Source organism: Pseudomonas vanderleydeniana (assembly GCF_014268755.2).
In the GTDB taxonomy this organism is placed as follows: Bacteria; Pseudomonadota; Gammaproteobacteria; order Pseudomonadales; family Pseudomonadaceae; genus Aquipseudomonas; species Aquipseudomonas vanderleydeniana.
The window spans coordinates 530,516-555,006 of sequence record NZ_CP077093.1; the positions used below are offsets into that span (position 1 = coordinate 530,516).

At 64.4% G+C, this 24,491-nt stretch carries 21 protein-coding genes; 5 read left to right on the forward strand and 16 right to left on the reverse strand.

Translation table 11 applies throughout. From position 1 onward, the window contains the following. Nucleotides 1-4: 4 nt before the first annotated feature. From HU752_RS02375 to yrfG, 8 genes are all read right to left on the reverse strand, one after another. Complete coding sequence (locus tag HU752_RS02375) at nucleotides 5-370, reverse strand: response regulator (RefSeq protein ID WP_186683831.1); 366 nt, start codon at nucleotides 368-370, stop codon at nucleotides 5-7. 35 nt (nucleotides 371-405) lie between these two features. Beyond that, on the reverse strand, nucleotides 406-1,512 hold the full coding sequence (locus tag HU752_RS02380) for a methyl-accepting chemotaxis protein (protein ID WP_437182325.1): 1,107 nt from the start codon (nucleotides 1,510-1,512) through the stop codon (nucleotides 406-408). A 464-nt stretch (nucleotides 1,513-1,976) separates the two neighbouring features. Beyond that, nucleotides 1,977-2,879, reverse strand: coding sequence for a hypothetical protein (locus HU752_RS02385; protein ID WP_186683829.1), 903 nt, complete (start codon nucleotides 2,877-2,879; stop codon nucleotides 1,977-1,979). A 229-nt stretch (nucleotides 2,880-3,108) separates the two neighbouring features. After that, complete coding sequence (locus tag HU752_RS02390) at nucleotides 3,109-3,555, reverse strand: glycine zipper domain-containing protein (RefSeq protein ID WP_186683828.1); 447 nt, start codon at nucleotides 3,553-3,555, stop codon at nucleotides 3,109-3,111. 360 nt (nucleotides 3,556-3,915) lie between these two features. Beyond that, nucleotides 3,916-6,264 carry an FdhF/YdeP family oxidoreductase gene (locus HU752_RS02395; RefSeq protein ID WP_186683827.1) on the reverse strand — a complete coding sequence of 783 codons (2,349 nt, stop codon included), beginning with the start codon at nucleotides 6,262-6,264 and terminating at the stop codon, nucleotides 3,916-3,918. After that, a complete protein-coding gene (gene fdhD, locus HU752_RS02400) occupies nucleotides 6,261-7,100 on the reverse strand; it encodes a formate dehydrogenase accessory sulfurtransferase FdhD (RefSeq protein WP_186683826.1) in 840 nt (279 codons plus the stop codon). Before fdhD ends, HU752_RS02395 begins: the two co-directional genes overlap by 4 nt. Nucleotides 7,101-7,194: 94 nt before the next feature. Next, nucleotides 7,195-8,082 carry a LysR family transcriptional regulator gene (locus HU752_RS02405; protein ID WP_186683825.1) on the reverse strand — a complete coding sequence of 296 codons (888 nt, stop codon included), beginning with the start codon at nucleotides 8,080-8,082 and terminating at the stop codon, nucleotides 7,195-7,197. 2 nt (nucleotides 8,083-8,084) lie between these two features. Continuing rightward, nucleotides 8,085-8,747, reverse strand: coding sequence for a GMP/IMP nucleotidase (gene yrfG, locus HU752_RS02410; protein WP_186683824.1), 663 nt, complete (start codon nucleotides 8,745-8,747; stop codon nucleotides 8,085-8,087). Between the two features lie 88 nt (nucleotides 8,748-8,835). Between yrfG and nudE the strand changes: the two genes are divergently transcribed. Beyond that, nucleotides 8,836-9,402 (forward strand): ADP compounds hydrolase NudE, encoded by a 567-nt coding sequence (gene nudE, locus HU752_RS02415; RefSeq protein ID WP_186683823.1) that lies wholly within the window; start codon nucleotides 8,836-8,838, stop codon nucleotides 9,400-9,402. After that, complete coding sequence (gene cysQ, locus HU752_RS02420) at nucleotides 9,399-10,241, forward strand: 3'(2'),5'-bisphosphate nucleotidase CysQ (protein WP_186683822.1); 843 nt, start codon at nucleotides 9,399-9,401, stop codon at nucleotides 10,239-10,241. Before nudE ends, cysQ begins: the two co-directional genes overlap by 4 nt. Before the next feature lie 162 nt (nucleotides 10,242-10,403). Here cysQ and HU752_RS02425 read toward each other — a convergent pair whose 3' ends face one another. The 7 genes from HU752_RS02425 to rfbB all read right to left on the reverse strand — a co-directional run bounded on the left by HU752_RS02425 (nucleotide 10,404) and on the right by rfbB (nucleotide 17,537). Beyond that, on the reverse strand, nucleotides 10,404-10,859 hold the full coding sequence (locus HU752_RS02425) for a YiiD C-terminal domain-containing protein (RefSeq protein ID WP_186683821.1): 456 nt from the start codon (nucleotides 10,857-10,859) through the stop codon (nucleotides 10,404-10,406). Nucleotides 10,860-10,881: 22 nt separating this feature from the next. Beyond that, nucleotides 10,882-12,276: a sigma-54-dependent transcriptional regulator gene (locus HU752_RS02430; protein ID WP_186683820.1), complete on the reverse strand. Its 1,395-nt coding sequence runs from the start codon at nucleotides 12,274-12,276 to the stop codon at nucleotides 10,882-10,884. Continuing rightward, nucleotides 12,273-14,087, reverse strand: a complete 1,815-nt coding sequence (locus tag HU752_RS02435; RefSeq protein ID WP_186683819.1) for a sensor histidine kinase — start codon at nucleotides 14,085-14,087, stop codon at nucleotides 12,273-12,275. The genes HU752_RS02430 and HU752_RS02435 overlap by 4 nt, the downstream gene beginning before the upstream one ends. A 72-nt stretch (nucleotides 14,088-14,159) precedes the next feature. Beyond that, nucleotides 14,160-15,044, reverse strand: a complete 885-nt coding sequence (rfbD, locus tag HU752_RS02440; RefSeq protein ID WP_186683818.1) for a dTDP-4-dehydrorhamnose reductase — start codon at nucleotides 15,042-15,044, stop codon at nucleotides 14,160-14,162. Continuing rightward, complete coding sequence (gene rfbC / locus HU752_RS02445) at nucleotides 15,041-15,586, reverse strand: dTDP-4-dehydrorhamnose 3,5-epimerase (RefSeq protein ID WP_186683817.1); 546 nt, start codon at nucleotides 15,584-15,586, stop codon at nucleotides 15,041-15,043. The genes rfbD and rfbC overlap by 4 nt, the downstream gene beginning before the upstream one ends. After that, on the reverse strand, nucleotides 15,583-16,458 hold the full coding sequence (gene rfbA, locus HU752_RS02450; RefSeq protein WP_186683816.1) for a glucose-1-phosphate thymidylyltransferase RfbA: 876 nt from the start codon (nucleotides 16,456-16,458) through the stop codon (nucleotides 15,583-15,585). The genes rfbC and rfbA overlap by 4 nt, the downstream gene beginning before the upstream one ends. Continuing rightward, nucleotides 16,455-17,537, reverse strand: coding sequence for a dTDP-glucose 4,6-dehydratase (gene rfbB / locus HU752_RS02455; RefSeq protein WP_186683815.1), 1,083 nt, complete (start codon nucleotides 17,535-17,537; stop codon nucleotides 16,455-16,457). The genes rfbA and rfbB overlap by 4 nt, the downstream gene beginning before the upstream one ends. Nucleotides 17,538-17,723: 186 nt before the next feature. Here rfbB and HU752_RS02460 point away from each other — a divergent pair, with 186 nt between their 5' ends. The 3 genes from HU752_RS02460 (at nucleotide 17,724) to HU752_RS02470 (ending at nucleotide 22,335) form a co-directional block, all read left to right on the forward strand. Further along, nucleotides 17,724-20,636, forward strand: coding sequence for an aminotransferase (locus HU752_RS02460; RefSeq protein WP_186683814.1), 2,913 nt, complete (start codon nucleotides 17,724-17,726; stop codon nucleotides 20,634-20,636). A gap of 146 nt (nucleotides 20,637-20,782) precedes the next feature. Beyond that, nucleotides 20,783-21,889: an agmatine deiminase gene (gene aguA / locus HU752_RS02465; RefSeq protein ID WP_186683813.1), complete on the forward strand. Its 1,107-nt coding sequence runs from the start codon at nucleotides 20,783-20,785 to the stop codon at nucleotides 21,887-21,889. A 245-nt stretch (nucleotides 21,890-22,134) separates the two neighbouring features. Continuing rightward, complete coding sequence (locus HU752_RS02470; protein WP_186683812.1) at nucleotides 22,135-22,335, forward strand: hypothetical protein; 201 nt, start codon at nucleotides 22,135-22,137, stop codon at nucleotides 22,333-22,335. Between the two features lie 62 nt (nucleotides 22,336-22,397). Here HU752_RS02470 and HU752_RS02475 read toward each other — a convergent pair whose 3' ends face one another. Continuing rightward, the gene (locus HU752_RS02475) at nucleotides 22,398-24,488 is read right to left on the reverse strand and encodes a TonB-dependent receptor (protein ID WP_186683811.1); all 2,091 of its coding nucleotides are present in this window, start codon (nucleotides 24,486-24,488) and stop codon (nucleotides 22,398-22,400) included. Nucleotides 24,489-24,491 lie beyond the last annotated feature (3 nt).

Sequence of the window (24,491 nt, forward strand, 5' to 3'; positions counted from 1 at the left end):
CGGGTTATCCCAGCAGTTTTTCGACGGCCGCCAGCAGTTGCTGCGGTTGGAACGGCTTGACGATCCAGGCCTTGGCGCCGGCGGCCTGGCCTTCGGCCTTCTTCGACTGCTCGCTTTCGGTGGTGAGCATGATGATCGGCGTGAAGCGGTATTCGTTGCGCGCCTTGACCTCCTTCACCAGGCCGATGCCGTCGAGGTTGGGCATGTTCACGTCGCTGATGATCAGGTTGATCTTCTGCCCGGTCAGCTTGTTCAGGGCATCACGGCCGTCGCAGGCCTCGATGACCTGGTGGCCGGCACCGGTCAGGCTCATCTTCACCAGTTGGCGCATGGACAGGGAGTCGTCGACGATCAGGATGGTCTTGGCCATGTTCATCACTCTTGCAAAGGGAAAAACGGGGGAAACTAGAAGAAGGTCACGTCGTCGCTGGCTGCCACCTGGGAGCGACCCTGTCGCTCCTCGTCGGTGGTGAAACGCTGGCGCTGGCGTTCGAGCCAGGCGGACGGGGCGTCGAGGCTGGGATCCTGCTGCTCGATGGCGTCGAGCAGGTGGGCGAGGTCGACCTGGACATGGTCGAGCATCTGGTCGGCGCGGTCCTGGAACTGCAGGTTGACCATGATCGCCTGGATGTCGGCCTGGGTTTCGCGGGCATCCTGTTGCAGCAGGCGCGACGCCGAGGTCAGTTCGTCCAGGTTGTCGCCCAGGCGCGTCATGACCTGGGTCACCGCGTTGTTGAGGAAGTCGAGGTTGGCCTGTTCGCTGTGGCCCAGTTCGGCGGCGGCGGTGATGCTGGTCTGGATCGCGTGGTTGATCTCGCCGACCTTGGTGTCCATGCCCTGGCCGGTTTCGGCGGACAGGGTGGAGAGCTTGCGCACCTCGTCGGCGACCACCGAGAAGCCACGGCCATAGTCGCCGGCGCGGGCCGCCTCGATCGCGGCATTGAGGGCCAGCAGGTTGGTCTGGTTGGCGATTTCCTGGACGCGCTTGGCCATCTGTTGCAACTGGCTGGCGTAGTCGCCCAGGTGGCTGATGGTATCGAGCAGTTCATGCTGGCGCTGGCTACTGGCTTCGAAGGACTGGGTCACTTCGTGCAGCCGTTCATTGGCGTCGCGCAGGCTTTCGCCGACGCCGCCGTTGCCGAGGATACCTTCGGAGTTGTGCAGGCCGCCCTCGAGGCGGGCGGCGATGCTGGCGAAGCGCTCGAACAGTTCGCTGATGTTCGCTTGCAGCAGTTGGCGGCTCTGGCCGATGCCATCGTTCCAGGCCGGGGCGATCACCGGCAGCAGGGTCTGCAGCCCGGCAGGTGCGGTGACGGTATCAGGCTGTGGCGTAAGGGTCGTGACGGGAGGATTGTTCGACGTTTTGACAATCTGCAGGGCGATGGCGGCGATGGCGACCAGCGCCAGGCCGGCGCCATTGAGCAGGGGTTGAGCCAGGAAGAGCCCGCTGGCGCTCAGTGCGATTCCCAACCAGACTCCAAGATACATCCACATCCGCTGCTTCCATTGCATGGCTCAAGTCGGGCGGATCATATCGGTAGCATATTGATATCAGTATCGGGATAACCCTTAATCCAGTTGGGCGGGAGCCGTGGTTTCTCCCGCGCAAATGGATCGCTTTAAATGACCGTTCGGTCAGGTATCGAGGCTCTTCTCCCGCGCTGGCGCAGGCCCCTGAGGTCACGGTGCAAAGGCTCTAGCCTGTGCTGTCTAGGAAATAGCCCTAAGGCATTTTGCTGCGCTCGGATGTAATAGAATGTTACAAGCGTTGCAGTCACGGGTCGCCGGGGTGGCGTGCCGGCCATGTCCCCGGCAGGTTTTCAGCTGGCTTAGGCGTAGAGCCTAGACGCACAACGGCCCCCGGGATGGAGGCCGTGTGCCAGGATCAATGCACGAACAGTGCAATGAGGATGATCACAGGGATCGGTACACCCAGAAAGAACAGTAGAAGTGAGCGCATTTTCATTCTCCTCGGATCAGTGCAGGGGCGCGGTGCGAGTCGGGTAATCGGGGCTTTGGAGGTAGACCACGCCATCACGCTGGCGGCCACCGAAGGTCGCGGCGAGGCTGGCGAAGAACGCACCGATCAGCAGCGCGATGAACATCCACAGGGTCGACCACGCGGCGGCCTTGGCGGCCTGGTCGGCTACCTGCCTGGCGGTGTCGATGGCCTGGCGGGCCTGGGCGTAGACCTGGTCCACACGCTGTTCGGCCTGGACCCGGCTGAGGTTGGTGCGCTGGGCCACCAGTTGGGCGAGATAGGTGCGATCCTCGACACTCAGTTGGCCGTTGGCCAGGTTGTGGACAAGGATCCGTGTCGCCGTGGCATGGGCCGCGTCCTCACTCACCGCTGCCGGACGATCGTCGCGAAACAGCAGGTCGATGAAGTAGTCGGAGCGGTTTTCCTGGCTGGCAGTACCGCCGAGTGTGCTCGTGGCACCGGAGGCCACGCTAGCCCCGGCCTTGACCCCACCGCCGACGATTCCACTGAGGGAGCCGGCCGCCAGCGCGGCCATCAACAGGGTGGCGACGGCCCAGGCAAGGAACCCGTGGGCGGTATCCCGGAAATAGACTTCATCGCCATGCACGTTGGCCCACTTCACCCGCAGGCGGCCGGCGAGATAACCCCCCATGCCCGAGGCAAGGATCTGTGTCAGGGCCAGCCAGATGATCGCCCAGATACCCAGGCCCTTGGCGCTGATGCCTTCGCCCGACCAGGGTGAGATGGCGGAAAAACCCAGCCCGGAACCGAGCATGAGCAACAGCAGGGACAGTGCGGCGGCCGCGGCCGCTCCGGCGAAGATCGCCGCCCAGGAGACTCCCGAGTGATTCGATGAGTCATGCAATGCGGCAGGATGAATTTCAGCGTTCCCGATCATTGTTGTTGTGCTCCATGAGTGAGAGACCTACAGCCTTCACTGGAGAGATAGCAGCGGATGTGCCAAGTCCTCTTCTATCGAACAGGCAACAAAATCAAGGGCTTGAGCAATGAGTGGGATCTGAGTCCCATGCAATCTGCATGGTTGGGAGGTTTTACTGCGGGTTTTCTGCATTGGCCGGTGGGAGGGGCCAGGGGAATGCCGTTGCGGCATTCCCCGCTGAGGTGGCTCAGTCGCGCCAGTGACGATGCTTGCGATGACCGTAGGCGTGACCGCGGCCACGATGGCCTTCGCGGTAGTGGCGATCCTCGCGGTCGCTGGAGTTGCCCATGTAGTTGCCCAGCGCGCCACCTGCGCCGCCGCCGGCTGCAGCACCGATCAGGCTGCCGGTGGTGCCGCCCATGCTGCGGCCGATCACGTTGCCGCCGGCCGCGCCCAGGGCACCGCCGATCGCCGCTTCGCCACGGCTGCGTTTGTCCGCGCCGACCGCACTGCCGCCTGCGCCGCCGAGGGCCGCACCGATGGTCGAACCGGTGTTGCCGCCCAGCGACTGGCCGACCGCCGAACCGAGCACACCACCCAATGCGCCGCCGATACCGGCCTCGGTGGTACCACCGGCGCAAGCCAGGCCACTGGCCAGGCTCAGGGACAACAAGAGAATCGACGAGAACTTCATGTGAGAGGAGCCTCCTAGGGATGACGGCGCGATCCTGAGGCTTGTGACAGAGGGCTTACAACGGAAATCCGACGAATAGCACGACTTGTATACAAAAATATAACTTACTGATTTTTATGGGGAACTTAGTTGGTTTTAGAGGGTCTGAAGCTACTTGAACCCCATCATTTAGCGCTTTCGCGCGTGCTCTGGAAGAGCCTGTCGGCGCTTCCAGGACCTCCCTTCGCTCTAACGTTTCCCATCCTGTGAAACTGCTGTCGGTTGTCCCGAGAGCCCGTGTGCATTCGGCTGACCGAGCGCGCATGAGTGGTTCCGGTGGGCGAGGTGCAGGAAACCGTCGCCCACTCGCGAACGTTACGATCAGCTGGCCTGGGCGAGAATCAGGCCGCTCTCACTGGCTGTTTCCAGGCAGACCGCGATGAACTTGGACGTCGGGGTGTGGCTGCCGTCGCCGACGCTTTCCAGCGGCACCAGCGGGTTCACTTCCGGGTAGTAGGCGGCGGCCTGGCCGGCGGGGATGTCGAAGGCCAGCAGGGTGAAACCCTTGACCCGACGTTCACGGCCGTCTTCCCAGAGGGACACGATGTCGACCTTCTGCCCCGGCTTGAAGCCCAGGCGGATGATCTCCGCTTCGTTGACGAACAGGACCTCGCGCTGGCCCTTGACCCCACGGTAACGGTCATCGAGACCGTAGATGGTGGTGTTGTACTGGTCGTGGGAGCGCATCGACTGCAGGATCAGGTCCGGCTTTTTCCCGGTGGCATGGGTCAGCTCGTGGATCAGGTCGCTCGGCAGGCTGTTGGAGCGGAAGTTCGCCCGGCCTGACGGCGTATTCCAGCGTCGTGCGCCGGCCGTATTGCCCAGGTAGAAACCGCCCGGGTGTGCGAGGCGCTGGTTGAAGTCCTTGAAGCCGGGAATGGTGTCGGCGATCAGGTCACGGATACGCCCGTAGTCGCCCACCAGCCAGTTCCAGTCCACCGGGTGCGTGCCGAGGGTAGCGGCGGCGATGCCGGCGATGATCGCCGGTTCCGAGCGCATCTGCCTGGACAGCGGTCGCAGTTGGCCGTTGGAGGCGTGGACCATGCTGAACGAGTCTTCCACGGTCACGGCCTGCGAGCCTTCGGCCTGCAGGTCGATATCGGTGCGGCCCAGGCATGGCAGGATCAGGGCCTCCTTGCCGTGGGTCAGGTGGCTGCGATTGAGCTTGGTGCTGATCTGCACGGTCAGGTCGCAGTTGCGCAGTGCCTCGAAGGTCCGCAGGCTGTCCGGGGTGGCCTGGGCGAAGTTGCCGCCCAGACCGATGAACACCTTGGCGCGGCCTTCGAGCATGGCGTGGATGGCCTCGACCACGTTGTGGCCGTTGCTGCGCGGTACCTTGAACTGGAAGCGGCGCTCCAGCGCATCGAGCAGGGCCACCGGTGGCCGCTCGTTGATGCCCATGGTGCGGTCGCCCTGCACGTTGCTGTGGCCGCGCACCGGGCACAGGCCGGCACCCGGCCGGCCGATGTTGCCACGCAGCAGCATCAGGTTGGCGATTTCCTGGATGGTCGCCACCGAGTGGCGGTGCTGGGTGATGCCCATGGCCCAGCACATGATGACGTTCTTGCCCTTGGCGTACATCCGCGCCGCCTGCTCGATTTCGGCCAGGGTCAGGCCCGACTGCGAGACGATCTGGTCCCACGGGGTGTCGTCGATGGCGGCCAGGTAGTCGAGTACGTTGGCGGTGTGTTCGTTGAGGAAGTCATGGTCGAACACCGACGGTTCGTTCGCGGCCTGGGCCTCGCGTTCCCATTGCAGCAGGAACTTGGCCATGCCGCGCAGCATGGCCATGTCGCCGCCCAGCGCAGGGCGGAAGTAGGCGGTGTTGGTCGGCTTGTCGCCGTTGGTGAGCATTTCCAGCGGGTGCTGCGGATGCTGAAAACGCTCAAGGCCACGCTCCTTGAGCGGGTTGATGCAGACCACCTGGCCGCCGCGCTTGACCGCTTCGCGCAGCGGTTCGAGCATCCGCGGGTGGTTGGTGCCGGGGTTCTGGCCCCAGACGAAAATCGCGTCGGCATGTTCGAAGTCGTCGAAGGTCACGGTGCCCTTGCCGACCCCCACACTCTGCGCCAGGGCCACGCCGCTGGCCTCGTGGCACATGTTCGAGCAGTCGGGGAAGTTGTTGGTGCCGAAGGCCCGGACGAACAGCTGATACAGGTACGCCGCTTCGTTGCTGGCCCGGCCCGAGGTGTAGAACTCGGCCTGGTCGGGGCTGTCGAGGTTCAGCAGGTGCTTGGCGATCAGGGCGTAGGCCGCGTCCCAGCTGATGGGCCGGTAGCGGTCGGTGGTCGGATCGTAGCTCATCGGCTCGGTCAGGCGGCCCTGGTACTCGAGCCAGTAGTCGGACTGCTCGAGCAGCGAGCTGACGCTGTGTTTGGCGAAGAATGCGGCATCCACCCGGCGCTTGGTGGCTTCCCAGTTGACGGCCTTGGCACCGTTCTCGCAGAACTTGACCATGCCGCTTTCCGGCGAGTCGCCCCAGGCGCAGCCGGGGCAGTCGAAGCCGCCATTCTGGTTGGTCTTGAGCATCATGCGGATGTTCTTCAGCGCGTTGTCGCTGGTCAACCAAGCCTGTGCCACGCTGATCAGTGCACCCCAGCCGCCGGCCGGACCCCTATAGGGCTTGTAGCGGGGGGTAGGGGTCTGGTCGGCTTGATTATGATTGCTCACGCAGGATTCTCCATCGCAGGGCTATAGACCCGCGGCGCACTTTTTTGCGGCAGGTGGATGAGATTGAGGTTGTGCCGGCGCGCCCATTGCAGCGCCAGGCCGGTGGGGGACGACAGGCTGACCAGGGTCTGGATGCCGGCCCGCAGGACTTTCTGGATCAGTTCGAGGCTGCAGCGGCTGGTGACGATGGCCACGCCACCAGCGGTCGGGATCCGTTGCCGGATCAGCGCGCCGATCAGTTTGTCGAGGGCGTTGTGTCGGCCAATGTCTTCGCGACCCAGCAACAGTTCACCCTGGTCGTTCATGAACACCGCGGCATGCACGGCACCACAGTGTTGGCCCAGGGGCTGGAAGGCACTGATGCGTTGGCGCAGGTCGTCGAGCCAGGCGGCTGGCGGCAGCGGCGCACCGGGCAGTACGTTCAGCTCCGGCAGGGCCTGCTCCAGTGCCTCGACGCCGCACAGGCCACAGCCGCTGGTGCCGGCCAACTGTCGGCGCTGCTGCTTGAGGCTCCAGAACGCGCGACTGGAAATCTCCACTTCGGCGTAATGCGCCGAACCGTTGCTGGTCAGTTTCAGGTCGTAGAGTTCGGTGGCGTCATGGATGATGCCGCTGCCGAGGCTGAAACCGACGATGAAGTCTTCCAGGTCGGTGGGCGTGACCAGCATCACCGCCTGGCTGATGCCGTTGTAGGCGATGGCCAGCGCGACTTCTTCGGCGAGTGAGGTCCCAGCGGCTTCGTGCTGAGCGAGGTCGCTGTACTGGTAGCTCTGGCTGGCGGCCGGCGCGGCTGCCGAGGTGGCAGGAATCGCGCAGCCGGCGGGCTTGGCGTGCATGGGGGATTACCGGCGGTCTGTACAGTGCTAAGACTAGGCGCGGCAAAAGGTCACGTCTAATCGCTAGTACTGATCCACCGATAGATGACGTCGATCAAAGTCCGGCTGGCGATTTCTGATAGAGCATGAAGCAGGCTTCGGCCAGGGCCGAGCGCGGGGCCCCACGGCGCATGATCAGGCCCAGGTTGGCCAGGGTTCGTGCATTTTCTATCGGTTGCAGGCACAGGTGGTCGGTCAGGGTTTCGAGGCCGCTGTTGAGCGGCATGATCGCGCAGCACAGACCTCCATTCACGGCTTGCAACAATTGATGAACGGCATCGGTCTGCAGCAGCGGTTGTGGGCTCAGGCCGCGGCTGTGGAAGTTGTGGTCGATGGACTGGCGAAAGTGCATGCCGCTGGTGAGCATGCCCAGTGGCAGTTCGATCAGCGCTTCCCAGCTCAGCGGCTGCTCGCCGAACTGGAAGAAGCGCTGGTCATAGAGCAGGCCCATGGCGGTTTCGCTCAGGGGCAGGGCGTCGAAGCGCTCGGTGTCCAGGCGGTCGAGGTAGGACACCCCGAGGTCGAGGCGGTTGCTCGCCAACTGTTCGAGGATCTGCTCGGAACTGAGCGAGGACAGCTCGAAGCGCAGGTCCGGGTGTTCGGCATGCAGGCGCTGCATCAGGTGCAGCGGATCGAAATTCGACAGCGGCACCACGCCCAGGCGCAGGGTGCCGATCAGGTTGCCACGACAGGCGGCGGCCTCGGCCTGCAGGCCGTCGTAGGCCGCCAGTACGGTACGGGCCCAGGCCAGTACGCGTTCGCCGGGAGCGGTGAAGCCCTCGAAGCGCTGGCCGCGGTTGACCAGTTGCAGGTCGAGCTCTTCTTCCAGGCTGCGCAGGCGCATGGACAGCGTCGGCTGGGTGATGTGGCAGCGCGCCGCGGCCTGGCCGAAGTGGCGTGTCTCGTCCAGGGCAATCAGGAACTTCAGTTGCTTGATGTCCATCGCTACAGGCCCTCGAGCAATTCCCGGTAGCCGTCGACCGCGGCGAATTCCTCGGTGTCCTTCGGTCCCTTGCGGCTATCCGGCTCGCGTACCGCCAGCAGGTGCGCGACACCGAAGCGCCCGGCACTGCGCAGGATCGGCAGGGTGTCGTCGATGAACAGGCTGCGGGCCGGGTCGAAACCGATATCGGCCTGCAGGGCGTCCCAGAACTGCGGGGCTTCCTTGGCAAAACCATAGTCGTGGGAACTGATCAGGCGTTCGAAGTAGGGCGCCAGTTCGATCCGCTCCAGCTTCAGCGACAGCGAATCGCGGTGGGCATTGGTGATCAGGATCACCCGCTTGCCCGCCTGGCGGATCGCTGCCAGGAAGGTGTCGGCATCCGGGCGCAGGGCGATCAGGTGTGCGGTTTCCAGCTTCAGCTCGCGCACCGGTAGCTTGAGCTCCTGGCTCCAGAAGTCCAGGCAGTACCATTGCAACTGGCCGGCGTTGTCCCGGAACAGGGCGCCCAGCTCCGCCTCGGCCAGGCCCAGGCTGACCCCGTGCAGCTCGGCGTAGCGCCGGGGCAGGTGCTCCATCCAGAAATGGTTGTCGTAATGCAGGTCGAGCAGGGTGCCGTCCATGTCCAGCAGAACGGTATCGATGTCGCGCCAGGGTAATGAGGGCATGGAAAACTTCTCGACCGATAAAAGGATATCCGACACAGACAATCGGAAAAGCCACGGTATAGTAACCCGTTAATGCCCAGGAGCCGCCATGCGCCAGAAACCCACTGTACTTGCCCGTGAAATCGTCGCCAGCAGCCGGCTGTTCCGTGTCGAACAGCTTCAGTTGCGTTTCTCCAACGGTGTCGAGCGCACCTATGAGCGGCTGGTGGGCAAGGGAACGGGCCATGGGGCGGTGATGATCGTGGCGATGCTCGACGCCGAGCATGCCGTACTGGTCGAGGAGTATTGCGGCGGTACCGACGAGTACGAGCTGTCGTTGCCCAAGGGCCTGATCGAGCCGGGCGAGGACGTGTTGGCGGCGGCCGAGCGGGAGTTGAAGGAAGAGGCCGGTTTTGGTGCCCGGCAGCTGGAGCACCTGACCGAATTGTCGTTGTCGCCGGGCTACATGAGTCAGAAGATCCAGGTGGTCCTGGCCAGCGACCTGTATGAAGAACGTCTTGAAGGTGACGAGCCGGAGCCGATGCGAGTCGACCGGGTGAACCTGCGTGAGCTGGCCAGCCTGGCGCAGAACCCGCAGTTCACCGAGGGGCGTGCGCTGGCGGCGCTGTACCTGGCCCGTGACCTGTTGACCCAGCGTGGAGTGTTTCAACCATGAGTGATTCGTTCGTGAACCTGCCGCATCCGCTCCTGGCCCCGGTGATCGAGCTGGCGCGCCAGGCCGGTACGGTGATCCTGCCGTTCTGGCGGGCTGATGTCGAAGTGATGGACAAGGCCGATGCCTCGCCGGTGACGGCAGCGGACCTGGCTGCCCATCATCTGATCGTGGCAGGCCTGACCGCGCTGGCGCCGGATATTCCGGTGTTGTCCGAAGAGGACGCCGACATTCCCCGTGACGTTCGCGCCAGCTGGCAGCGTTGGTGGCTGGTGGACCCGCTGGACGGGACCAAGGAATTCATTTCCGGCAGTGAGGAGTTCACCGTGAACATTGCCCTGGTCGAGCAGGGCCAGGTGGTATTTGGCGTGGTGTCGATGCCGACCAGTGGCCGCTGCTATTTCGGTGGCCGTGGCCTGGGTGCCTGGCGTGCGGACAGCGGCCTGGCGCCCGAGCCGATTCGGGTGCGTACGCAGCCGCCGGCCGATGGTTCGTTCACCGTGGTCGCCAGCCGTCGACATTCCAGCCCTGAGCAGGAACAGCTGCTGTCCGGCCTGAGTGCCAGCCTGGGTGAGCTGGAGTTGGCGAATATCGGCAGTTCGCTGAAGTTCTGCCTGCTGGCCGAGGGGGCGGCGGATTTCTACCCGCGCCTGGCTCCGACTTCCCAGTGGGACACGGCGGCGGCCCAAGGGGTGCTGGAGGGTGCTGGCGGCGAAGTGCTGGAATTGGGCGGCGAGCGTTTCAGCTACCCGGCGCGTGAATCGCTGCTCAATCCGTTTTTCCTGGCGTTGCCTGAGCAGGCGCCCTGGCGCGCCCAACTGCCGAAGCTGCCACGGGCCTGAGCACATGGTTGTGCTTCTGATCCAGGGGAGTACCGACTGTGGGCGCCAGCTTGCTGGCGATCCGCCAAAGGCGGCCATCTCCCACTGACTATGGCGCCTGCACAATCGCGATCGCCAGCAAGCCGGCTCCCACAGGATGGTGGTGTTCCCGCGTAGGGGATTTCAGCGGTGCAGCACGTACTGGCCGCTGAAACGCACGGCCTCGTCCTCGCTGCCGACATTCAGCACTTGGGTGTCCAGGGTCAGCCGCGCCCGGCCATAACGCTGGTAGGTGGCCAGGAACTTCTTCCAGACCTTCTCCTCCGGTGCCGCGCAGCGGGCCTCGGCGTCGCCGGTGACCGGTAGCGGATAGCTGATCTGGCCTTCCTGGATGACGATGTGCCCATCCTCGATGCCCGCCTCGTGCAGGCTCAGGTGCAGCCAGCCCCAGCCGGCCAGGACCGCGCCGCAGTAAAGGCTGCCGCCGAACATGGTGCTCTTGTGATTGACGTTGGGCTCCAGCGGCAGACTCAGGCGCAGTTGCCCGGCTTCCCAGCCACTGACCTTCAGGCCCATCTCGCGCGTCAGGGGGATGTCGTGGTGCAGGATGGATTCCAGGTAGCGGCTGTCGCGGTTCATGCAGTGACCTCTGTGGTGGTATTCATTCGAGCTCCTCGCTGCTGCTCTGACTGCCGCTGTCGAAGCTCAGTCCGTGCTTGCGCAGCTTGTCGTGCAGGGTCTTGCGCGGAATGCCAAGGGCTTCGGCCAGGCTGCGCAGGGAGCTGTGGGAGCGCGCCAGTTCAGCGGCGATCAGCGATTTTTCGAACTGCTCGACCTGATCGCTCAGGCCGCCCTGGCTGCTGCCGCCGGCGATCTGCACGTCGAGGTTTTCCGGGGTGTTGTTGTCCAGCGCAAGTTCCAGACCGAGGGCGAAGCGTTCGGCGGCGTTCTGCAGTTCACGCACGTTGCCCGGCCAGCCGTGGCGCAGCAGCAGCGCGCGTTGCGCCGGCTGCAGGCTGTGGGGCGGCAGGCCGTGGCGGCTGCTGGCTTCATCGGCGAAGTGCTGGAACAGGATCAGCGCATCTTCCCCTCGCTCGCGCAGCGGCGGGATGCGCAGCGGAGCGACATTGAGCCGGTAGTACAGGTCGGCGCGGAAGCGCCCCTGGTCGGCGGACTGGCGCAGGTCTTCCTTGGTCGCGGCGATGACGCGGATATCCAGCGGGATCTGCTGGTTGCCGCCCAGGCGCTCGACCACGCGCTCCTGCAACAGGCGCAGCAGCTTGACCTGGACATCCAGGCTCATGCTTTCGATTTCATCGAGGAACAGCGTGCCGCCGTTGGCGAATTCGAACTTACCGATCCGGCGTTTCTGCGCGCCGGTGAAGGCGCCCGGTTCATGGCCGAACAGTTCGCTTTCGACCACCGACTCGGCCAGGGCACCGGCGTTGATCGCCACGAAGGGGCCGTTGCGTCGGCTCGACAGGTCGTGCAGGGCACGGGCGACGACTTCCTTGCCGGCGCCGGTTTCGCCGAGGATCAGCACGTCGGCCCTGGTCGCCGCGAGGGCGCCGATCTGTTCACGCAGGCGCTGCATCTGCGGCGACTGGCCGAGCAGCCGGGTCGCCAGTTGCTGGCGATCGCTCAGGGCCAGGCGCAGGCTGCGGTTGTCCAGCACCAGGCGGCGCCAGGCCAGGGCGCGGCGCACGCTGTCGAGCAGGGCGTCGCTGGCAAAGGGTTTTTCCAGGAAGTCATAGGCACCGGCGCGCATCGCCTGGACCGCCAGCGGCACGTCGCCATGGCCGGTGATCAGCAGCACCGGCAGTTCCGGATCCTGGGCATGCAGTTCGTTGAGCAGCTCGATGCCGTCCATGCCGGGCATGCGGATATCGCTGACCACCACCCCGGGCCAGTCGCGCTCGATGCGCCCGGAGAGGCCACTGGCCTCGGCCAGCGGCAGGATCTTCAGGCCGGCGAGGTCGAGGGTCTGGCTCAGGGCCTGGCGCAGGTGGGGATCATCGTCGATCAGTACCACCTGGATCTGATGGTCGATGTTCATACACTCGAGTCCTCGGCCGGTTGCAGGCTGACCCCGGGCGCGCCGGCGCGCATCCGCAGGGTGATCAGGGCGCCACCTTCGCGATGGTTGGCGAACAGCAGTTCGCCGCCGAAGGCACGCATCAGGGAGTCACAGATCGCCAGGCCCAGGCCCAGGCCCTGGGTGCGCGTCTTGGTGGTGTAGAACGGCTCGCCGGCGCGGCCCAGCGCTTCCAGGCAGAACCCCGGCCCGTTATCGCGAATCGTCAGGGTGACGCCTTCCGAGGATTCCTGGGCACTGAGCCAGATCTTGCGTGGAGGGCCCTTCTCGGTCAGCGCATCGAGAGCGTTCGCCAGCAGGTTGCCGAGCACCTGGCGCAGGCGTGTCTCGCCGGCTTCGACCCACAGGGCGGCGGCCGGCAGGTCGCGGATCAGCTCGACTTCCATGGCCCGCCGGCGCTTGGCCAGCAGGGCCAGCGCATCGTCGAGCGCCGGTTGCAGGGCCACGCTTTCCGGGGCATGCCGGTCGCGGCGGGCGAAAGCGCGCAGGTGGGCGATGATCGAGGCCATGCGCCCGGTCAGTTCGCTGATCAGCTTGAGGTTGCCGCGCGCGTCGTCGGTGCGCTGGTGGTCGAGCAGCACTTCGGCGTTCTCCGCGTAGCTGCGGATCGCCGCCAGCGGCTGGTTGAGTTCGTGGCTGATGCTCGCCGACATGGTACCCAAGGCCGACAGCTTGCCGGCCTGGACCAGGTCGTCCTGGGCGCGCACCAGCTCCTGCTGGGCGTGCTCGCGCTCCAGCACTTCCTGCTTGAGCCGGCGGTTGAGGCCCTCCAGGTCGCTGGTACGCTCGGCGACGCGCATTTCCAGCTCGCGTCGGGCCTTGGCCTCGAAGGCGATCCGCTCCAGGTAGTGGCGCCGGCGTTGCATCATCAGCCCGAGCAGCAGCATCAGCACCAGCAGGGTGGCGCCGCCGACCGCGACCACGGTCCGTACGGGCCGGTCGATCAGGGTTCGCGGGGCGAGGATGCTGACGCTCCAGCCGGTCTCGCCGATCTGCTGGGTCTGGGTCAGCCAGGCATTGGGATTGAGGTTGAGCGGCTGTGGGTTGCGTGTCGGGTACGGCTGGATCGCGGTGATCGCGTCGCGCTCGTTGCCGTCCAGGGTACGGGTTGCCCGAAAGCGCCATTCCGCGCGCGAGGTCAGGATCACCACGCCGTTGTGGTCGGTCACCACCAGTTGTTCCGGGGTCTTGCCCCAGAGGCTTTCGGTGTGGTCCAGGTCGACCTTGACCACCAGTACGCCGATCACCTTGTCGCCATCGCGTACTGCGGCGGCGAAGAAGTAACCGCGCTTGCCCGAGGTGGTGCCGAGGCCGAAGAAGCGTCCGAGGCGGCCGGCCATGGCCTCGCTGAAATACGGGCGGAAGGCGAAATTGCGCCCGACGAAGCTGTCGTGCTTGTCCCAGTTGGAAGCGGCGAGCGTCTTGCCGCTGGTGTCCATCAGGTACATGACTTCGGCGCCGGTCTGGTTGCAGATATCACGCAGCAGGCTGTTGGCGCTTTCCTGGCGCAGTCCTTGCCCCGGCTCGGCGAGGGCGGCGCGCAGGGCCGGCAGGTCACCGAGGATCTGCGGCAGGACCTCGTAGCGGTGCAGGGTACCCAGCAGGTTGGCGACGTAGAGGTCGAGGGTCTGGCGGTTCTGGCTCACCAGTTCGCTACGGTAGTAGCGCTCGGCGAGATGCTCCAGTGGCCACAGCAGCGGCGCCAGGCAGAGGAACAGCAGGGCCAGGCTGCGCCAGCGGGGTCTGCGGGGAATGGGTGGAGTTGTGATCATCGAGAATGCGCCGGTTTAGTCCGACGCATTATGGGGGAGGGCGCGCAATCAATAAACGACGTTTCGCCGGCCTCAGCCCTGTTCGGCGAGGCACTCGCGCAATGCCGTGTGCCAGTCCGGCTGGCTGACCCGCCATTCGTGCAGCAGGCGGCTGCAGTCCAGGCGCGAGTTCAGCGGACGGGTGGCGGGCGTCGGGTAGGCGCTCGACGGGATCGCCTCGAGGATCGCACAGGGCTTGTTCAGGGCCAGCAGTTGTTCGCCAATTGCCTGGGCGAAGCCGAACCAGGAGGTTTCGCCGCTGGCGGTCAGGTGGTAGGTACCCCAGGCACCGGCCTGGCCGGCTTGCCAGCGCTCGATCAGGGCGCGGGTGCTGTTGGCGATGGTCCCGGCCCAGGTCGGTGCGCCGACCTGGTCGGCGACGATGCGCAGTTCCGGTTTCTCCTGCAGCAGCCGTTGCATGGTCAGCAGGAAGTTGCGCCCGTGACTGGAGTAGACCCAACTGGTGCGCAGGATCAGGTGCTGGTCGTGAGCGGCGGCAATGGCCCGCTCGCCGGTCAGCTTGCTGCGGCCATAGACACTCAGTGGGTTGGTTTCATCGTCTTCGGTGTAGGGGGTGGCCTTGCTGCCGTCGAACACATAGTCGGTGGAGTAGTGGATCAGCGGGATGCCGAGGTCGGCGGCTTCCTGGGCGAGCACGCCGGGTGCCGTGGCGTTGATCGCGAAGGCCAGGTCCGGTTCGGATTCCGCCTGGTCGACGGCGGTGTGGGCCGCGGCGTTGATGATCAGGTCCGGACGATGGGCGCGAACCTGCTGGCGGATCTGCTCGGGATGCGCCAGGTCGAGCTGGTCGCGCCCCAGTACGATCAGTTGGCCGAGGTCGCCCAGGCGTTTGTGCAACTCGCGGGAAACCTGGCCATTCTGGCCATTGATAAGAATTTTCAGGGGAGATGTGCTCATTCGAACAGATCGGCCTCGTGCAGGGATTTGCCGTTCTGATCCTTGGCCGAGAGCTGTGGCACTCCGTCGAATTCCCAGTCGATGGCCAGGGTCGGGTCGTCCCAGCGAATGGTACGTTCGGCGCTGGGGGTGTAGTAGTCGGTGGTCTTGTAGAGGAACTCGGCGTAGTCGCTGAGCACTACGAAACCGTGGGCGAAGCCCTCGGGTACCCACAGTTGACGATGGTTTTCACCGGACAGGCGCACGCCCACCCACTGGCCAAAATGTGCCGAGCTGCGACGAATGTCGACAGCCACGTCGAGGACTTCCCCGGCGATCACCCGCACCAGCTTGCCCTGGGTGTTTTCCATCTGGTAATGCAGGCCGCGCAGGACGCCTTTCTGCGAGCGTGAGTGGTTGTCCTGCACGAAGTTCAGGTCCAATCCCGTGGCTTCCTGAAAGGCCCGCGCATTGAAGCTTTCGTAGAAGTAGCCGCGCTCGTCGCCAAACACCTTGGGTTCAAGGATCACTACGCCTGGCAGGCGTGTTGGAGTGGCCTTCATCGTTTCTCTCCGGCGAGGGTGAACAGGTATTGGCCATAGCCGGTCTTGCCAAAATACTTGGCTCGTTCGAGCAGGTGCTCGCGGTCGATCCAGCCATGCTGGTAGGCGATTTCCTCGAGGCAGGCGACTTTCAGGCCCTGGCGGTGCTCGATGGTCTGCACGTACTGCGACGCTTCGAGCAGACTGTCGTGGGTGCCGGTGTCGAGCCAGGCGAAGCCCCGGCCAAAACGCTCGACCCGCAGATCGCCGCGCTTGAGATAGGCGTTGTTGACGTCGGTGATTTCCAGTTCGCCGCGTGGCGATGGCTTGACCGCCTTGGCGATCGCGATGACGTCGTTGTCGTAGAAATACAGGCCCGTGACCGCATAGCTGGATTTGGGCTTGGCCGGTTTTTCTTCGATGGACAGGGCACGGCCCTCGTCATCGAAGTCGATGACGCCGAAACGCTCCGGGTCCTTGACCCAGTAGCCGAAAACCGTTGCACCCGTGGTCTGATGGGCAGCTCGCTGCAACTGGGTGCTGAAGGACTGTCCATGGAAGATGTTGTCACCGAGGATCAGACACACCGGATCATTGCCGATGAACTCCTCGCCGATCAGGAACGCCTGGGCCAGCCCATCCGGGGACGGTTGCTCGGCATAGCTGAAATGCACCCCGAACTGGCTGCCGTCGCCCAGCAGGTTGCGGTATTGCGGCAGGTCCTGTGGGGTGGAAATGATCAGGATCTCGCGGATACCAGCCAGCATCAGCACCGAGATCGGGTAGTAGATCATCGGCTTGTCGTAGATCGGCAGCAGTTGCTTGGACACGCCGAGGGTAATCGGGTGCAGGCGGGTGCCGGAGCCACCGGCCAGTACGATACCTTTCATCATGCCAACAGTTCCTTGTGGTCGAGGGAGCCCAGGCGCTCGCCCTGGTAGCTGCCGTCCTGTACCCGGCGGCACCATTCCAGATTTTCCAGGTACCACTGCACGGTCTTGCGCAGACCGCTTTCGAAGGTTTCCTCAGGAGTCCAACCCAGTTCGCGCTCGATCTTGCCAGCATCGATGGCATAGCGCAGGTCGTGGCCCGGGCGGTCCTTGACGAAGGTGATCAGGTCGGCGAATCGGGCCACGCCGGCCGGACGCGAGGGTGCCAGTTCTTCCAGCAGCGTGCAGATGCCACGCACCACGTCGATGTTCTTCTGCTCGTTATGCCCGCCGATATTGTAGGTCTCACCGACCACGCCGTCGGTCACCACCTTGAACAAGGCGCGGGCGTGGTCCTCGACGAACAGCCAGTCGCGAACCTGCTGGCCATCGCCATAGACCGGCAGCGGCTTGCCGGCCAGTGCATTGAGAATCACCAGCGGGATCAGTTTTTCCGGAAAATGGAACGGGCCGTAGTTGTTCGAGCAGTTGGTCAGCAGCACCGGCAGGCCGTAGGTGCGGTGCCAGGCGCGGACCAGGTGGTCGGATGCCGCCTTGCTCGCCGAATAGGGCGAGCTGGGGGCATATGGAGTGGTCTCGGTGAACAGGTCGTCGACACCATGCAGGTCGCCGTACACTTCGTCGGTGGAAATATGGTGGAAGCGGAAGGCGCTCTTTTCCGGTTCGGCAAGTTTCGACCAGTAGCCACGGGCGGCTTCCAGCAGGCTGTAGGTGCCGACGATATTGGTCTGGATGAAATCCGATGGACCGTCGATGGAGCGGTCGACGTGGGACTCGGCGGCCAGGTGCATGATCGCATGGGGCTGGAAACGGGCCAGCACGGCGCTGACGGTGGCCTGGTCGACGATATCGGCCTGGACGAACTCGTAGCGGGTATCGGTCGCGATACTGGTCAGCGACTCGAGGTTACCGGCATAGGTCAGCTTGTCGAGGTTGAGCACTTCATGTTCAGTGTTGCGGATCAGGTGCCGAATCAGGGCGGAGCCGATAAAGCCGGCGCCGCCGGTGACTAGAATACGCATGTCGGTGTGCCTTTTCCTTAGGACGGACATTCAATTGATGCAGCATAGCTTGTGGCTAGGCAGACAGGGGTGCAAGTGCGATCGCTCCTGTATCGGTGCCGATTCTTCCTACTTTACTTCGCACTTGCGTATTGACGGCGCCGATGGCGATATAGACACCCGATAAAAACTCCAGGGAGTCGTTACATGTTGCTCGCCACGTTGATCCGCCGTGCCAGCCTGCCGGGCCCGAATGTCTCGGTGCCACAAGCGTTGCAACTGCTCGAGGAACACTACGGACTCTCTGGAACCCTGCAGGCGCTGGGCAGCCAGCAAGACCTCAATTACAGGGTCGACTGCGACGAGGGACGCTTCGTCCTGAAAATCTGCCATGGCGACTACGCCAGCCTCGAGCTGCAGGCCCAGCACGCGGGCCTTGCGCATCTGGCCGGCCGCGATGGCTTGCGGGTACCGCGGGTGATCACGGCGAACAATGGCCAGGACCTGCTGTCCGTCGAGCTGGCCGGCCAGTCGCTGCATGTGCGCCTGCTGGAGTACATCGAGGGCCAGTCGCTGACCCATCTCAAGCACCTCGGCCGTGAACTGGTGGCCGCTCTCGGTCACCTGTGTGGCGAGATGGACCGGGCGCTGGCGGATTTCCAGCACCCTGGCCTGGAGCGCACCCTGCAGTGGGACCCACGGCACGCCGCTGCGTTGATCGAGCACCTGCTGCCGGTGATCCGCGATCCGCAGCAACAGGCGGTCATCCGCGAGGCTGCGGCCCAGGCGGCGCGGCGCCTGCAACCGCTGGTCGACCGGCTGCCGGTGCAGGCCATTCACCTGGATATCACCGATGACAACGTGGTCTGGCGCCGCGATGCGCAGCGCCACTGGCAATTGCAGGGGGTGATCGACTTCGGTGACCTGAGCCGTACCTGGCGCATCGCCGACCTGTCGGTCACCTGCGCGGCACTGCTGCACCATGCCGAGGACGATCCTTTCGCGATCCTGCCGGCGATCCAGGCCTACCATGCGGTCAACCCGCTGCAACGTGAGGAACTGCTGGCCCTGTGGCCGCTGGTCGTCGCCCGGGCCGCCGTGCTGGTGCTCAGTGGCGAGCAGCAGGTCAGCATCGATCCGGACAATCGCTACAGCCGCGACAACCTGGCCCATGAGTGGGAAATCTTCGAGGTGGCGACCTCGGTGCCGTTCGAGTTGATGGAGGCAGCCATCCTCACCGCACTCGACCAGTCCCTGGAGCCGGTCGCCAGCGAAGGTTTTGCACCGCTGCTGCCAGGGCTGGTCGGGCGCGAGTTCGCCCTGATCGACCTGGGTGTGCTCAGCCCGCATTTCGAGGCCGGCAACTGGGAGCAGGCCGGCATCGACCAGCGCCTGCTGGCCGAGGCCGCAGCCTTGCATGGCCTGGCGGCCAGTCGCTATGGACAGTACCGTCTGTCACGCACGCGCCCGGACAGCGCGCAGGAGCCGGATACCTGCCCGCTGCACGTCGATTTGCAGGTTCCGGCGGGTACGACGGTGGAGGCTCCGTTTGCCGGCACGCTGCACATCCTGGACGACGGTGCGTTGCAGTTGGTGGGCAAGCCGCTGAGCCTGCGCCTGTGGGGTGTCTGCGCGTCCCTCAAGCCAGGGGCCGCAGTGGTCAAGGGGCAGGTGCTGGGTGAGGTGGGGGGGGCGTTGCGGGTCCAGCTGTGCCGGCATGCCGATCTGGACGCGCCGTTATTCTGTACGCCCTCGCGCGCGGCGGCCTGGCAGGCGCTCTGCCCGTCACCGGCAGCGCTGCTGGGGTTGGCCTGCGATGCCGAACCGGAGTTGGGCGCGGCCGAGCTGCTGGCTCGGCGCGATGCCAGCTTCGCGCGTACGCAGAAGCACTACTACGTCGACCCGCCGCGTATCGAGCGTGGCTGGCGCAACCACCTGATCGACATGCAGGGGCGTTCCTACCTGGACATGCTGAACAACGTCGCGGTGCTCGGCCACGGCCATCCACGGATGGCCGCCGAGGCGGCGCGGCAGTGGTCGCTGGTCAATACCAACTCGCGTTTCCACTACGCCGCGGTGACCGAGTTCTCCGAGCGGCTGCTGGCCCTGGCGCCGGACTCCATGGACCGGGTGTTCCTGGTCAACAGCGGGACCGAGGCCAACGACCTGGCGATCCGCCTGGCCTGGGCCTACAGCGGCGGGCGCGACATGCTCAGCGTGCTGGAGGCCTATCACGGCTGGTCGGTGGCCGCCGACGCGGTGTCCACTTCCATCGCCGACAATCCCCAGGCCCTGGAAAGCCGCCCGGATTGGGTTCATCCGGTGACCGCTCCGAATACCTATCGTGGAGCGTTCCGCGGCAGCGACAGCACGCCGGACTACCTGCGCAGTGTCGAGCAACAGCTGGCCAAGCTGGCTGGGCAGAACCGCCAACTGGCGGGGTTCATCTGTGAACCGGTCTATGGCAATGCGGGCGGGATCGCGTTGCCGCCGCGCTACCTGCAGCAGGTCTATGCCCTGGTGCGGGCGCAGGGCGGGGTGTGCATCGCCGATGAGGTGCAGGTCGGCTACGGGCGCATGGGCAAGTTCTTCTGGGGCTTCGAGGAGCAGGGCGTGGTGCCGGACATCATCACCATGGCCAAGGGCATGGGCAATGGTCAGCCGCTGGGGGCGGTGATCACCCGGCGGGAGATCGCCGAGGCACTGGAGGCCGAAGGCTACTTCTTCTCGTCATCGGGTGGCAGCCCGGTCAGTTGCCGGATCGGCATGGCCGTGCTGGACGTGATGGCCGAGGAAAAGCTCTGGGAGAATGCCCAGGTCGTCGGCAGTTATTTCAAGGAGCGCCTGGAGGCCCTGATTGACCGCCATCCCCTGATGGGGGCTGTGCACGGTTCCGGTTTCTACCTGGGGGCGGAGTTGATCCGCAATCGCGAGACCCTGGAGCCGGCAACCGAGGAAACCGCGCTGTTGTGCGACCGCTTGCGCGAGTTGGGGATCTTCATGCAGCCGACCGGCGATCACCTGAACATCCTCAAGATCAAGCCGCCGATGTGCACCACGCGGCGTAGCGTGGACTTCTTCGTTGACATGCTGTCGAAGGTACTGGACGAGGGGCTTTGAAATATAAAGCCGATTGTTATCGGTAAATTATGCCTCGACGAGAACGAGTAATAATTTATTAGCTTTAAAAGCCGATTTTTATCGGCTATAAAGTCGACATTACCTACGTTGAACACCCTCGACGGTTCACTGGAGTCCTGATCCCCATGAGTATCCTGCACAGCACCCCTCGCGCCGATGGCTTCCACATGCCTGCCGAATGGGCGCCCCAGACCCAGGTCTGGATGATCTGGCCCGAGCGCCCGGACAACTGGCGCCTGGGCGGCAAGCCGGCGCAGGCAGCGCATGCCGCAGTGGCCAAGGCCATTGCCCGCTTTCAGCCGGTGACGGTCGCGGTCTCCGCCAGCCAGTACGAAAACGCCCGGGCGCGTCTGGACGTGCCGAACATCCGCGTGGTGGAAATGTCCAGCGACGACGCCTGGGTCCGCGACAGTGGCCCCACCTTCGTCATCAATGACCAGGGCGAGGTTCGTGGTGTGCACTGGGGCTTCAACGCCTGGGGTGGTTTTGACGGCGGCCTGTATTTCCCGTGGAACCGTGACGAACAGGTGGGTGGCAAGATCCTCGAGATCGAGCGCTGCCAGGAGTACCGTACGGAAGGCTTCGTGCTCGAAGGCGGTTCGATCCATGTCGATGGCGAGGGCACGGTGATCACCACCGAGGAGTGCCTGCTCAATCGCAACCGCAACCCTCACCTGGGCCGCGAGGAGATCGAGAAGGTCCTCGGCGAGCACCTGGCGGTGGAAAAGGTGATCTGGCTGCCGGATGGCCTGTTCAACGACGAAACCGACGGCCATGTGGATAACTTCTGCTGCTACGTGCGCCCGGGCGAGGTGTTGCTGGCCTGGACCGACGACCCGCAGGACCCGAACTACCCGCGTTGCCAGGCTGCGATGAACGTCCTGGAAAACGCCCGTGATGCCAAGGGCCGCGCCTTCGTGGTGCACAAGATGCCGATTCCGGGCCCGCTGTACGCCACCGAGGAAGAATGCGCTGGCGTCGATGCCGTGGCTGGGAGCCAGGAGCGCAACCCGTCGGTGCGCCTGGCCGGTTCCTACGTGAATTTCCTGATCGTCAACGGCGGGATCATTGCGCCAAGCTTCGATGATCCGAAGGACGCCATTGCCCGGGAAATCCTGCAGAAGCTGTTCCCGCAGCATGAGGTGGTGATGGTACCGGGGCGGGAATTGTTACTGGGGGGCGGGAATATCCATTGCCTTACCCAACAGCAGCCTGCGCCGCACCGTGGGTGAGTGAGGCTGTAACATCTGGTGTCACCCGTACAAATGATGGCACTTTTGCATCATCTTAAATTTTTCTTCATGAAACCCGCAGCCCTTATGGGGCGCGGTTTTTTTTATGTGCGCTGGTGCACAGAAATGGCATTTTGGCATAGCTCTTGTATCTGCCTGGGATACAGACGAAGCGTCTTCGGACTGCGACGTTTTGTCATAAACCTTGAGTAACTTAGCCGCTCATGAACCAGGAGAGCGCCGAGATGAACGTAGCCAGCGAGCGAGTTTCGCATCCCCTGTCGGTGACGAGCGAATCGCTTCAAATTCTGGCTCAGTGGTTGAAAAGCAATGGAACGCGTGCAACCCGTGCTCAGGATCCTCGTCGGATGATTACCGACCGCTACCCCGCGGGCCTGTTCAGCGAAGCTGAACTGGAAGCCTTGTTGGGGGTTTTGCAGGGTTAAATGGATTTAAACGAAAACGCCGCTGCCCGGAGCGATCCGGACAGCGGCGTTTTTTATGCGCGTCAGAAACTGTAGGTACCGGTGACGACCAGGTTGCGCGGGGCGCCGGGCTGGATCTGGAAGGCACTGGTGGCCGAGGTGTAGTAGGTGCGGTCGCTGATGTTGCTCAACGCGGCACGCAGGTCCCAGTCGCGGGTGCGGAACCCGGCCAGTGCATCCCAGGTGCCGTAGCCCGGCAGGACCACGGTGTTGGCGTTGTCGGCGTAGCGGTCGCCGACCAGCGTCAGGCCGGTTTCGGCATACCAGCCCATTTCCGGTTTCCAGGTCAGGAACAGGCTGCCGTTGCGCTTGGCGACGTTACCGACGCGCTTGCCCTCGAAGCCGTTGTTGTCCTTGACGATGGTGGCGTCCTGCAGACCGATGCCGCCGCGCAGGTACCAGTTGCCGGTGATCCGGCCGGTGCCGGTCAATTCGACGCCGCGTGAGCGCTGCAGGCCGCTGAGCAGGGTGAACCCCGGGTTCTGCGGGTCGCTGGTACGGCGGTTGTAGAGTTCCAGCTCATACACGGCCAGGGTGGTGCTCAGGTTCTCGCCGAGCCAGTCGCTTTTTACGCCGACTTCCTTTTGCCGGGTCAATTCGGGGCTCAGGTCGTTGCCGTTGCCGGCGGCATTCGGGGTGATACCGATCAGGCCGCCGCCCACGGGCGAGAAGCTCTTGCTCCAGGATGCGTAGAACGAATGATCCTGCAGCGGCGTCCAGACCACGCCCAGGCGTGGGCTGGTGCTGTGACTGTCGCGGCCGTCCTTGATGTGGGTCAGGTTGTTGGTGGTCTCGACCTCGAAACGGTCATGGCGCAGTCCGGCGAGCAGTTGCCATTGATCGTTCAGGCGCAGTTGGTCCTGCACGTAGAGCGCACGGCTTTCCACTTCGGTGTGGTTGTCGCTGGATACCATCATGGCGCCGGTGTGGCTGAGATTGTGGTTTGGTTTGAACAGGTCAAGTGCGGGCACTGCCTGGCCACCACGGTTGGCGGCGAGCGAGGTGTAGAGCTTCGGATCTCGGCGCTGGCTGCCCAACTCCAGGCCGGTCAGCAGGCGATGCTCGAAGCCGAAGGTGTCGACGCTGCCCTCGGCTTCCAGGTTGCTGAAGAGGTTGCGGGTGTTGAGGTCCTGTTGCCAGCGCTGGCGCGCGACCTGGCGGGTCGTGGCGTTGTAGCCGGTCAGGTAGGTGTTGTCGAAGTCGCTGTCGAGCTTGAACATCCCGAGGGTGTGGCGCAGTTGCCAGTTGTCGTTCAGTGCATAGGTGAGCTTCGAGCGCAGCGACTGCGCCTTGTCGTCGATGTAGTCGCGTGGGTCGCCGTAGCTGGTATCGCGACCGACATCGGCCGGGCGACCGTTGATCCCCGGGATACCGCGATCCGGCGTACGGTTGTAGCGGCTGTATTCGTACTGCACCAGCCAGTTCAGGTCCGGCGTCAGTTGCCAGCTCATCGACGGTGCGAACAATTGGCGGTTGCCGCTGACGCCGTCGCGGAAGCTGTTGTGGTCCTGGTTGCCCAGATTCAGGCGCAGGCTGAGGTCCTGCGTGGGATCGACGCTGAGGTCGGTGTAGAGGCTGCGCAGGTCATCGCTGCCGCCCTGCACCTCGACCGTGGAGCGGCGCCCGAATTGCGGCAGCTTGCTGACCCGATTGACGATCCCGCCCTGGCTGCCACGACCGTAGAGGACTGCGGCGGGGCCCTTGAGTACCTCGATGCGTTCGATATTGTGCAGGTCGCGAATGTACTGGCTGTCGTCGCGGACACCGTCCAGGTAGAAGTCGTTGCTGGCATCGAAACCGCGGATTCGCAGGCTGTCGAAACGGGTGTCCGCGCCGCTGCTGACGTTGGGAATGCCGCTCAGTGCCTTGCCCAGGTCGTTGGTTCCGTAGTCGAGTACGTTTGCGGTCTTCAGCGAGTCGATGGCCTGGGGTACGTAGCGCACCGGCGTGGTGGTGCGGGTCGCGGTGCTGACATCCTTGACACGCGGATCGTCCGGGTCGGCCTCGGCGTTGATCGTCAACTCCGGCAGGGTGGTCGTGGCTTGGGTGAATCCGGCGGACAGCAGAACGCAAAGCCCGAACGTAGCGGGCGCCAGGCGGTAGGGGGCAGGCATGAC

Bases quoted from the DNA above. Each gene is read 5' to 3' on its own strand.
- HU752_RS02425 (WP_186683821.1), bottom strand. From the start codon at position 10,859: ATGAACCGCGACAGCCGCTACCTGGAATCCATCCTGCACCACGACATC.
- rfbA (WP_186683816.1), bottom strand. From the start codon at position 16,458: ATGATGAAAGGTATCGTACTGGCCGGTGGCTCCGGCACCCGCCTGCAC.
- rfbD (WP_186683818.1), bottom strand. From the start codon at position 15,044: ATGAGCACATCTCCCCTGAAAATTCTTATCAATGGCCAGAATGGCCAG.
- HU752_RS02470 (WP_186683812.1), top strand. From the start codon at position 22,135: ATGAACGTAGCCAGCGAGCGAGTTTCGCATCCCCTGTCGGTGACGAGC.
- HU752_RS02390 (WP_186683828.1), bottom strand. From the start codon at position 3,555: ATGAAGTTCTCGTCGATTCTCTTGTTGTCCCTGAGCCTGGCCAGTGGC.
- HU752_RS02430 (WP_186683820.1), bottom strand. From the start codon at position 12,276: ATGAACATCGACCATCAGATCCAGGTGGTACTGATCGACGATGATCCC.
- HU752_RS02380 (WP_437182325.1), bottom strand. From the start codon at position 1,512: ATGCAATGGAAGCAGCGGATGTGGATGTATCTTGGAGTCTGGTTGGGA.
- cysQ (WP_186683822.1), top strand. From the start codon at position 9,399: ATGAGTGATTCGTTCGTGAACCTGCCGCATCCGCTCCTGGCCCCGGTG.
- HU752_RS02460 (WP_186683814.1), top strand. From the start codon at position 17,724: ATGTTGCTCGCCACGTTGATCCGCCGTGCCAGCCTGCCGGGCCCGAAT.
- HU752_RS02405 (WP_186683825.1), bottom strand. From the start codon at position 8,082: ATGGACATCAAGCAACTGAAGTTCCTGATTGCCCTGGACGAGACACGC.
- fdhD (WP_186683826.1), bottom strand. From the start codon at position 7,100: ATGCACGCCAAGCCCGCCGGCTGCGCGATTCCTGCCACCTCGGCAGCC.
- HU752_RS02375 (WP_186683831.1), bottom strand. From the start codon at position 370: ATGGCCAAGACCATCCTGATCGTCGACGACTCCCTGTCCATGCGCCAA.
- aguA (WP_186683813.1), top strand. From the start codon at position 20,783: ATGAGTATCCTGCACAGCACCCCTCGCGCCGATGGCTTCCACATGCCT.
- rfbB (WP_186683815.1), bottom strand. From the start codon at position 17,537: ATGCGTATTCTAGTCACCGGCGGCGCCGGCTTTATCGGCTCCGCCCTG.
- nudE (WP_186683823.1), top strand. From the start codon at position 8,836: ATGCGCCAGAAACCCACTGTACTTGCCCGTGAAATCGTCGCCAGCAGC.
- HU752_RS02475 (WP_186683811.1), bottom strand. From the start codon at position 24,488: ATGCCTGCCCCCTACCGCCTGGCGCCCGCTACGTTCGGGCTTTGCGTT.
- HU752_RS02385 (WP_186683829.1), bottom strand. From the start codon at position 2,879: ATGATCGGGAACGCTGAAATTCATCCTGCCGCATTGCATGACTCATCG.
- HU752_RS02435 (WP_186683819.1), bottom strand. From the start codon at position 14,087: ATGATCACAACTCCACCCATTCCCCGCAGACCCCGCTGGCGCAGCCTG.
- rfbC (WP_186683817.1), bottom strand. From the start codon at position 15,586: ATGAAGGCCACTCCAACACGCCTGCCAGGCGTAGTGATCCTTGAACCC.
- yrfG (WP_186683824.1), bottom strand. From the start codon at position 8,747: ATGCCCTCATTACCCTGGCGCGACATCGATACCGTTCTGCTGGACATG.